Annotated in this window: 5 protein-coding genes and 2 pseudogenes; all 7 read left to right on the top strand. The window is 67.1% G+C overall.

Annotation, left to right across the window (positions count from 1 at the left end; translation table 11 throughout):
- Positions 1 to 709, top strand: a 709-nt coding sequence (locus IG74_RS0143805) for an SAM-dependent methyltransferase (RefSeq protein WP_037827238.1), incomplete at its 5' end; no start/stop codon positions are given.
- A 14-nt stretch (positions 710 to 723) separates the two neighbouring features.
- Positions 724 to 2,232 carry a tryptophan 7-halogenase gene (locus IG74_RS0143800; protein ID WP_030689222.1) on the top strand — a complete coding sequence of 503 codons (1,509 nt, stop codon included), beginning with the start codon at positions 724 to 726 and terminating at the stop codon, positions 2,230 to 2,232.
- A 344-nt stretch (positions 2,233 to 2,576) separates the two neighbouring features.
- Positions 2,577 to 3,527 carry a class 1 isoprenoid biosynthesis enzyme gene (locus tag IG74_RS0143795; protein WP_030689213.1) on the top strand — a complete coding sequence of 317 codons (951 nt, stop codon included), beginning with the start codon at positions 2,577 to 2,579 and terminating at the stop codon, positions 3,525 to 3,527.
- A 209-nt stretch (positions 3,528 to 3,736) separates the two neighbouring features.
- A pseudogene (locus IG74_RS0143790) lies at positions 3,737 to 4,108 on the top strand (transposase); the annotation flags it as partial.
- A 62-nt stretch (positions 4,109 to 4,170) separates the two neighbouring features.
- A pseudogene (locus tag IG74_RS0143785) lies at positions 4,171 to 5,050 on the top strand (ISAzo13 family transposase); the annotation flags it as partial.
- Positions 5,051 to 5,596: 546 nt separating this feature from the next.
- On the top strand, positions 5,597 to 6,091 hold the full coding sequence (locus IG74_RS0143780; protein ID WP_030689206.1) for a hypothetical protein: 495 nt from the start codon (positions 5,597 to 5,599) through the stop codon (positions 6,089 to 6,091).
- A gap of 396 nt (positions 6,092 to 6,487) precedes the next feature.
- Positions 6,488 to 8,650 carry a recombinase family protein gene (locus IG74_RS0143770; protein ID WP_030689205.1) on the top strand — a complete coding sequence of 721 codons (2,163 nt, stop codon included), beginning with the start codon at positions 6,488 to 6,490 and terminating at the stop codon, positions 8,648 to 8,650.
- Positions 8,651 to 8,972: the final 322 nt, after the last annotated feature.

The raw sequence follows: 8,972 nt of genomic DNA, 5'->3' as shown, positions 1-8,972 counted from the left end.
GGGGATCCGGGGCGGGGAGCGGGTGTTGGACATCGGCTGCGGCTGGGGTGCGCTCGCCCTGTTCCTGGCCGAGCAGCACCAGTGCCAGGTCGTCGCGGTGACGCCGTCGGCCGTCCAGAAAACCTTCATCGAGGAGCGCGCGGCAGACCGGGGCGTCGCCGACCGGGTGCAGGTGCTGCACGGCACATTCGAGGAAGTGACCGTGCCGGCCCCGTCGTTCGACGCAGTCGCCCTGGTGGGCGTCCTGGAACACCTGCCCGAGCATCGCACCGCCCTGCACAAGGTGCGGAGCCTGCTGCGCCCCAAGGGGGCCCTGTACCTGTCGTCCAGCTGCTACCGCAGCCGTTGCGCGCGCGTGGAGTACGAGAAGCGCCCGCGCAGTTTGCACGCGGTCGAGCTGTACGGGTTCACGGCCATGAACGCGCTGTCGGAGCTGATCGAGGAGGTGGAAGACGCCGGCTTTAGTCTGAGCGCGCTCACCGATCTCACCTCCCACTACGACCGCACCATGGCCGACTGGCAGGAGCGGATCGCCGCGCAGCAGTCCGTCATGGATGCGGCTGTACCCGGCTTCGCGGCGGAGCTCAGCTACTACTTTGAGACGGCCCAAGCCAGTTGGGGCTACACCGCCAAACACTACGCGCTCACGGCAACCAGCTCCCGCAAGGGCAACACGATAGTGCCCCGCCTTCCTCTCCCACCGAACTGATGGAGGGCACAGCGATGTCAGGCGCACACGGCACCCACGCATATGATCTCGTCGTCGCCGGTGGCGGACCGGCCGGCTCGACCGTGGCATCCCTGGTCGCAATGCAGGGGCATCGGGTCCTGCTGCTGGAGAAGGAGCACTTTCCGCGCTACCAGATCGGTGAGTCGCTGCTTCCCTCCACCGTCCACGGCATCTGCCGCCTGCTCGGCGTCGACGACGAAATGGAGCGAGCCGGCTTCACCGTCAAACGCGGCGGAACCTTCCGCTGGGGGACGAACCCCGCCCCGTGGACCTTCACCTTCGCACTCTCCCCACGACTGGCAGGCCCCACCGCCTACGCATACCAGGTAGAGCGGATGAAGTTCGACACCATCCTCCTCAATCACGCACGCCGCGTCGGAGTTCAGGTCCGTGAAGGCACGCCCGTCAGCAAGGTGCTCCAGAGCGAAGGAACGGTCCACGGCGTCGAGTACATCGACCAGCGGGGGCGGGCGCAGACGGCAAGGGCACGGTTCTTCATCGACGCCTCCGGGCATCGCGGCCGTCTGCACCGGGCGATCGGTGGCCTCCGCCGGTACTCGGAGTTCTTCCGCAACATCGCGCTGTTCGGCTACTTCGAGGGCGGCAAACGCCTGCCGCCGCCCAATTCGGGGAACATCCTGTCGGCTGCGTTCGACAGCGGCTGGTTCTGGTACATCCCTCTCTCCCAGCACTTGACGAGCGTGGGCGCCGTGATCAGACACGAGATGGCGGCCAAGGTCCGGGGCGACCCGGAACAAGCACTGCTCGCCCTGATCGGCGAGTGCCCTTTGGTGGCCGAGTACCTGGCCGACGCGCACCGGGTCGCCGACGGGCCGTACGGGCAGATCCGCGTACGCAAGGACTACTCGTACTGCAACACCGCCTTCTGGCGGCCGGGGATGGCCCTCATCGGGGACGCGGCCTGCTTCGTCGACCCGGTCTTCTCCACCGGGGTTCACCTGGCCACCTACAGCGCGCTGCTCGCTGCCCGCTCCATCAACACCGTGCTGGCCGGTCACATGGGCGAGCGGCGGGCCTTTCAGGAGTTCGAAGCCCGCTACCGGCGTGAGTTCCGGCACTTCTACGAGTTCCTGGTCTCCTTCTACGACCTGCATGTGGCGGAAAGCTCGTACTTCTGGGAGGCCAGGAAGGTGACCGGGCTGCCCTCGTCCGACGCCGAGGCGTTCGCCACCCTCGTCGCAGGCGTGGCCTCGGACGAGGCCACGCTCCACGAGGCCGGAGACGTGGCCGCCCGGCTTGCGCAGACGTCGAGTGGACTCAGCCGTGCTGTGCACCAGGTGGCCGCACAGACCAAGGCCGGTGAGGAGGACATGAGCCCTCTGTTCGCCCAGCCCACCCTCGGTCAGGCCATGCGCGAAAGCGCGGTCATCCAGCGCCAGGCGCTTGCCGGTACGACGGACGGCCAGGAGTCGGTGCTGTTCGAGGGAGGCCTGGTGACGTCCAGCGACGGAATGCACTGGACCACACCACCTCCCCAATAATGAGCGATTCCCGGGCGATGCACCGTGCTCGCGCAGGCGCCACACACACCCGCTCATCTCGCGTCAGCGTGAGGTCGGGAACGGCTCAGGGCCGCAGGTCTTCAACGTGTTCAAGATGGCGCCTTCCCTGAGGGCTTCCGTGCGCCCGAATGGTGCTGTTCATTGAATATGCAGGGAGAATCCGTAGCCCCTGTGGTTCATCAGTCCCGCGTAACTTCGCGTCACGGAGAAGACGAATAAGGGTCGGCCAGCACAGGCCGGCCATGCCCCTGTCAGGGACGCCACGAAGAACCACTAACCACCCAGATGCCGAAATGAAATATGGACCCGAAAAGGAAGACCTCATGGACACGGAATTCATCGTCCCCACCATCGCCTCCCGATTCCCCTTACGCCTCCACCGCCATCACCAGGAAATCCTCGACGACAGCACCCACTACTACCAGACTCGCCTCACGCCCCTCCTCACCGGCAAGAACGACCCACCCAACGCCTGGTACCCCCACTGTGGAGGCGACTACGCCTCCTTCACCCACCCCAACAGCCTCATTCCCAACGCCAAGGCCATCGCCCGCTACTACATGATCTGGGTCATTCTCGATGATATCGTCGACAACAGCACCACACCCCAGGAAATCCACACCCCCCTCGATCAGCTCACAGATGCCGTCCAAGGGAAAACCGACCACCTCCCCAGCGCTTTCCAAGGCATCACTGACCTCCGAAACCTCGCCCGCAGCTACAGCCCCCAGACGCTCAATCTCTTCGATACCACGATCCTCAAATGGATCGACGTCACCCGCGAAATGCGCGTCGCGGAAATCAACAGGGAGACGGTTTCCTGCAATCAGTACATGAACCGGCGCGGCTACAACGCCGCCATGCCGCACATCTTCGCCTGCGTCGCCTGCACCAGCCCCCAACTCGCCTGCGAATTCGAGGCCATCACCGGCACCCTTGCCTACCAGGAAGCCGGACACCTCTCTGGCAAAGCCATCGGCGCCACCATGGACCTCTACAGCATCGTCCCCAAGCACGCCGAAGTCTCCGACCACTCCAACGTCGGCCACATCATGAAGCGCGACCTCGGCCCCGAAGCCACCTGGCAGGACGTCGTCGACACCGTCACCGCCCACATCCACAGTTACGAAGACGACATCGCCCGCCACTTCGCCACCATCGCCCAGACCCACCCCCTCGCAGCCCGGGCCCTCGAAGAAGCGCACGGGGGCAGCATCATGTGGCTCCACTGCCTGCGCGGACGCCGCTACCGCGACCCCGACGTCAACAGCTGATGCGTGTTCCCGTGCCGCCGCCCCGGATGCACGCAGGCCACCCGCGCGCAGCGTCATCGTGAGCTCAGAGGGTCTATCACGAATTAGTACTCCAGTTGCAGTTCGCTATTCCTGCTGTTCAGGAGCCTGTTTCCGAGTGTAGCGAGCTGACGTTCCGTCATGTTGCTGGAGTTCGTGACTGGCAGCGCGTGATTGCTGTTGTGCTGATCATGCAAGACGATGTGCGGCCTGATGTCTGGGCGAGGGAGCTGGAGGAGATGCTGCTGCGGGTCGGTCACCGGTTCGGCCGGGCCGACCTGCGGCGGCGGATGCGCGCGTATGTGCACGGGCTGCTGGGGTCGGTTGGCCGGAAGAACAGCTGGCAACTCACAGAACATGCAGGTCACAACTCACCACATGGGCTCCAGAACCTCCTGAACCGGGCCCGGTGGGACGCGGATGAGATCCGCGACGACGTGCAGGCATACGTCGCCGAACGGCTCGGCGAGGACGGCGGCGTACTCGTGATCGCCGAGACGGGCTTCCTCAAGAAGGGCGACACCTCAGCCGGGGTGCAACGGCAGTACTCGGGCACGGCAGGGGCTCGTACGTAAATAACTGTCAGAGTTGATCTGCGGGTCAGGACTCAGTGGGAGGCTGGGTTATGACTACGCCTCCGCAACGCCGCACCCCAACTGCCGCACTGCAGGCCAAGTTCGACCAGATCCTCCCGCACCTCGATGAACGGCGCCGTCGGCTCTACCTGGCCAGTGAGGCCGTTGTGCTCGGCCACGATCACCACGGTGGCCGCCGCCTCCGGCACCAGCACTGCCACCATCGCCCGCGGCATCACCGAGCTGGTCGCGCCGTGCCCGCCAACCCATCGCATCCGTGCCCCAGGAGCCGGCCGCAAGCCGCTGACAACAACCGACCCCAGCCTGCTGTCGGCCCTCGAGGCGCTGATCGAGCCGCACGCCCGCGGCGATCCCGTCTCCCCGCTTCGCTGGACCACACGCTCGCTGCGCAACCTGGCCCAGGCTCTGACCGCCCAGGGCCACCACGCCGGCTGGGTGAACATCGGGACCGACCACGACACCGCCGCGTTCGCCGTGGAGTCCATCCGCCGCTGGTGGCGCCGACGCGGACGACTCGACCACCTGCGCGCCACCCGGCTGCTGATCACGGCGGACTCCGGCGGCTCGAACAACCCCCGCTACTGGACCTGGAAGAAGCAACTGCACGCCTTCGCCCACGAGAGCGGCCTTCAGATCACGGTGTGCCACTTCCCTCCCGGGACCTCGAAGTGGAACAAGATCGAGCACCGGATGTTCTGCCACATCACCGCCAACTGGCGAGGCCAGCCGCTGACCAGCTACCAAGTTGTCATCAAGACGATCGCAGCGACGACCACCGGGGCCGGGCTCACGATCGGCGCCGAGCTGGACACCGGCAGCTACCCGCTGGGCGCCGCTGTGACGTCGGCCGAGTTCCACGCCCTGCCGATCACGCCCGATGCCTTCCACGGCGAGTGGAACTACACCCTGGCCCGCGATTGCGCCAGGCATTCCCAGGAGCCACCGACCCGCCAACCGATCGATTCAGCCGTGACCTTGATGCTCACCGATCCGGTGCTGACCGGCATGCCGCGCTCGGACTTCGCACACCTGGTGGAGATCTCGGAGCCGTACTGGGACGCCCTGGCCGAGGCGTTCTTCCAGCGCCGCTTCCATCGCCCGTGCAGCTACCTCCACCCACAGACCAGCAGCCTGGACCACTTCCAACGGCTCCTGACCGCATTGCTCCGCCGCCGCAGGGCCGTTACCAGCACCCTCATGGCCCACCTGCTGGGAGTCACCCGTACCAACCTGTCCAACCAATTCCAAGACGGCCACCGGATTCTCGATCTCCACAAGATCGTCGTCACATCGATGTCCGGATCACCTGCACGCACTCTCGACCAACTGAAGGCCCGCCTTAGAAGCCGTTGTCTTTCCGAGAGTGACGGGTTCATTTCCGCTGGTCAGGTGTAGGGGTGGTGTTTCGGCGGCAGGGAGGAGGCGTCGTGTCGTCTCTTCGGCGGAGGTGCCGGAATGCCGTCGGTGATGGGGTTGCTGGAGGAGCGTGAACGCGCTGCTCGGCAGCGGGTGGAGGCTCTCCAGGCCGAGCTGCGGGAGGCAGAGGCGGTGTGGGAGCGTTTCGTGATCGCCCGTGAGACCGTGGGCGAGGTTCTGGCGGAGCCCCGCGGAGGCAGGGACGTGGCGCCGGTCGAGGTGATCGGCGAACGGCCGGTGGAGGTCAGGCGGGCGGTGCCCGGCTCGGTGGTGCCGCACTGGGAGGAAGGGCTCGCCCCGGCGGTTCTCGCGCCGGACTACCGGCGGATCATGGACGTCCTGACCGGCGGGAACGGAAAGCTCGGGGAGGCGATGGACTGTCGTCAACTCGCGGCTGCGGTGGGGCTGGAGCCGGTCCCGGCGAAGGTGGAAGGAGTGCGGTCGAAAGCCAAGCGGCTGGTCGTGCGGGGCTGGCTGGCGGAGGACCGTCCGGGGCTGTTCAGCGTGCCCGTCGCGCGAGGCGGCGGCTCATGACCATGCTCATCGCCCACTTGATCACCGCCTCCGAGGTATCGGTGCGCGTCTCGTAGTCGCGAGCCAGCCGACGTGAGTGCATCAGCCATGCGAACGTGCGCTCCATCGCCCAAGCAGACTGCACTTATGGATGGTCAGGAGAATGAGCGAGGGCCGATAATCGGCCGTGAAGGGCTGCGGCGGCTGGCCGTGGTGGCCGGGCAGCTTCAAGCCCGTGAGGAGGACGCGTCCTCATGCGCGACGGACACGATGTCGGCCCCAGACGACTCCGCGGGCGACGCTGAGCGAACGGGTATGGGCACGTCTGCCGGAGGCGAACCGGCAGGCGGTGGTGCGGCAGCTGACGAGGCTGGCCGGTCGCGTGATGACCGCGGCCGAGGGTGAGCGGAGTCGGCCGTGACCGCGGTGTTGCCCTGGGAGAGGGCCAACAGCAAGGTGTGCGACCGCCACCTCCAGCGTCTCGCGGTCGTCTATGTCCGGCAGTCCACGCGGCAGCAGTTGATCAATCACCAGGAGTCGACGCGGCTGCAGTACGCCCTCAAGGACCGGGCCGTCGTGCTGGGCTGGGAGGCGGACCGGGTTCTGGTCATCGATGATGACCAGGCGATGTCCGCGACGAGCGCGGTGGCCCGGACAGGTTTTCAGCGGCTGGTCACCGAGATCGGCCTGGACCACGTCGGCCTCGTGCTGGGCGTTGAGATGTCCCGCCTGGCCCGCTCGGGCAAGGACTGGTACCAGCTCATCGAGCTGTGTGCGCTCTCGGGTGCGGTGCTGGCCGACCTCGACGGTGTGTACGACCCGGCCGACTACAACGACCGCCTCGTGCTCGGTCTCAAAGGGACGATCAGCGAGGCCGAACTCCACCTGATCAAGCAGCGGATGTGGAATGGCCGGATCAACAAGGCCCGCCGCGGCGAACTCGCCTTCCCGCTGCCCAGCGGCTATGTCCGCCGCCCCTCCGGGCAGGTGGTCTTCGACCCGGACGAGCAGGTCCAGACCGTCATCCGCCTGCTCTTCGCGCAGTTCGAGCGGATCGGCACCCTGCACGGGATGCTTCGCTGGCTCGTCCAGCACGACATTCAGCTGGGCGTCCGACTGCGGGAGGGGCCGGACAAGGGCACCCTGGAGTGGCGGAGGCCGAACCGGATGACGCTGCAGACCCTGCTCCACAACCCCGCCTACGCCGGCATCTACGCCTACGGCCGGCGCCGGGTCAACCCGCGCCGCCAGGACCCCGCCCGGCCCGGCACCGGACGCGTCGTCCAGGCCCGCGACGAGTGGCTCGTGATGATCCCAGACGTGCTGCCCGCCTACATCACCGTCGCCCAGTTCGAGGCCAACGAGGCGAAACTCACGGCCAACCGGGCCCGCGCCGAGACCATGGGCGCCGTGCGCAACGGGCCCGCGCTCGCGGCCGGGCTGGTCTTCTGCGGTCGCTGCCACCGGCGGATGATCGTGCGCTACCACACCCAGCACAGCCATGCCCTGCCCGAGTATGTGTGCTCGCGGGACGTCACCAATTACGGGGCTCTGCGCACCTGCCAGCTCCTCAATGCCGCCTGCGTGGACGCCTTCGTCGAAGCGCAGGTCCTGGCCGCGCTCACACCCGCCGCCGTCGAGGTCTCCCTCCAGGCGGCCTACCAGGTCATCGCGGAACGGGCCGAACTGGAGAAGCTGTGGTCCCAGAAGCTGGAGCGGACCGAGTACGAAGCCGACCGCGCCCGGCGCTGCTACCACCTCGCCGAACCCGAGAACCGCCTGGTCGTACGCCAGTTGGAGAAGGAGTGGGAGACCGCGCTGGCCGCCCAGCAGAAGCTCCGCGAGGACCATGAACGCTTCACCCGCACCAGCCCCCGCATCCTCTCGCCTGCCGAGCGGCAGGCCATCACCGCTCTGGCCAGCGATATCAACGGGCTGTGGCATGCGAAGACGACCACGGTGACGGACCGCAAGGAGATCGTCCGCGCGATCATCGACAAGGTCGTCGTCACGGTGATCGGCACCAGCGAACGCGTCCAGGCGACCGTCGTCTGGGCCGGTGGCTCCACCACCTCCGGCGAGCTCGTTCGCCCGGTGCAGCGGCTCAGCCAGCTGTCCTACTACCCGCAACTGGTCAGCCGGATACGTGAACTCGCAGGCCAGGGCATCGGCGCCAGCGGGATAACCGACCGCCTGGAAGCCGAGGGCTTCCGGCCGGCGAAGGGCGGCAAACGGATCACTTCGAACACCGTCCGCAACCTCATGCGGCAGCTCGGCTGCCTTGCAGGCCGGGTTCACCGCCACCGCCCCGCACCGTCAGGCGAGGAGCCCGGCCCCGACGAGTGGTGGCTCAAACACCTGGCCGCGGAGCTGGACATGACCACCGCCACCCTCTATGCCTGGATCAACCGAGGCTGGATCACGACACGGCGGGAAAGCCGCTGGCCACACCGGCTCATCGCCCGCGCTGACCAGGCCGAACTTGCCGAGCTCCGTGAGCGGCGGACTCGTCCGCCCGGTTGGTACAGCCGCCGCCTCTGGAACGAGGCCGACGGCACCCCAACCGATCCGACTCCATGAGTGCACTGTGCTTGACACGTCTCCACCAGCCATCTCTTCGGCAGCACGGTGAAGCCGCTGGTGTCGTCGCTGCGTCTGAGCACGGTCAGCGCGATGCGCCAGGCGTCGCGGGCGAGGTCGACCAGGCGCCCGGTGTAGCCGCCGTCGGCCCACACCCGAGTGACGCGCCAGTGCCGCTCGCGCAGCCGGGCCAGGAGTGTCTGTCCCGCGTCCCGGTCGGTAACTGAAGTTCCCCCTTGACCTCGGACAGCGTGTGGTTACGCTGCGGGGGCGAGCTCTGGTTGCAGCAGTGTCCGTGTCTCGAGTGGGGTGACGTACCCGT

Source organism: Streptomyces sp. NRRL B-1347 (genome assembly GCF_000720325.1).
GTDB lineage: Bacteria > Actinomycetota > Actinomycetes > Streptomycetales > Streptomycetaceae > Streptomyces.
This window is presented reverse-complemented; position numbering and strand designations above follow the sequence as displayed.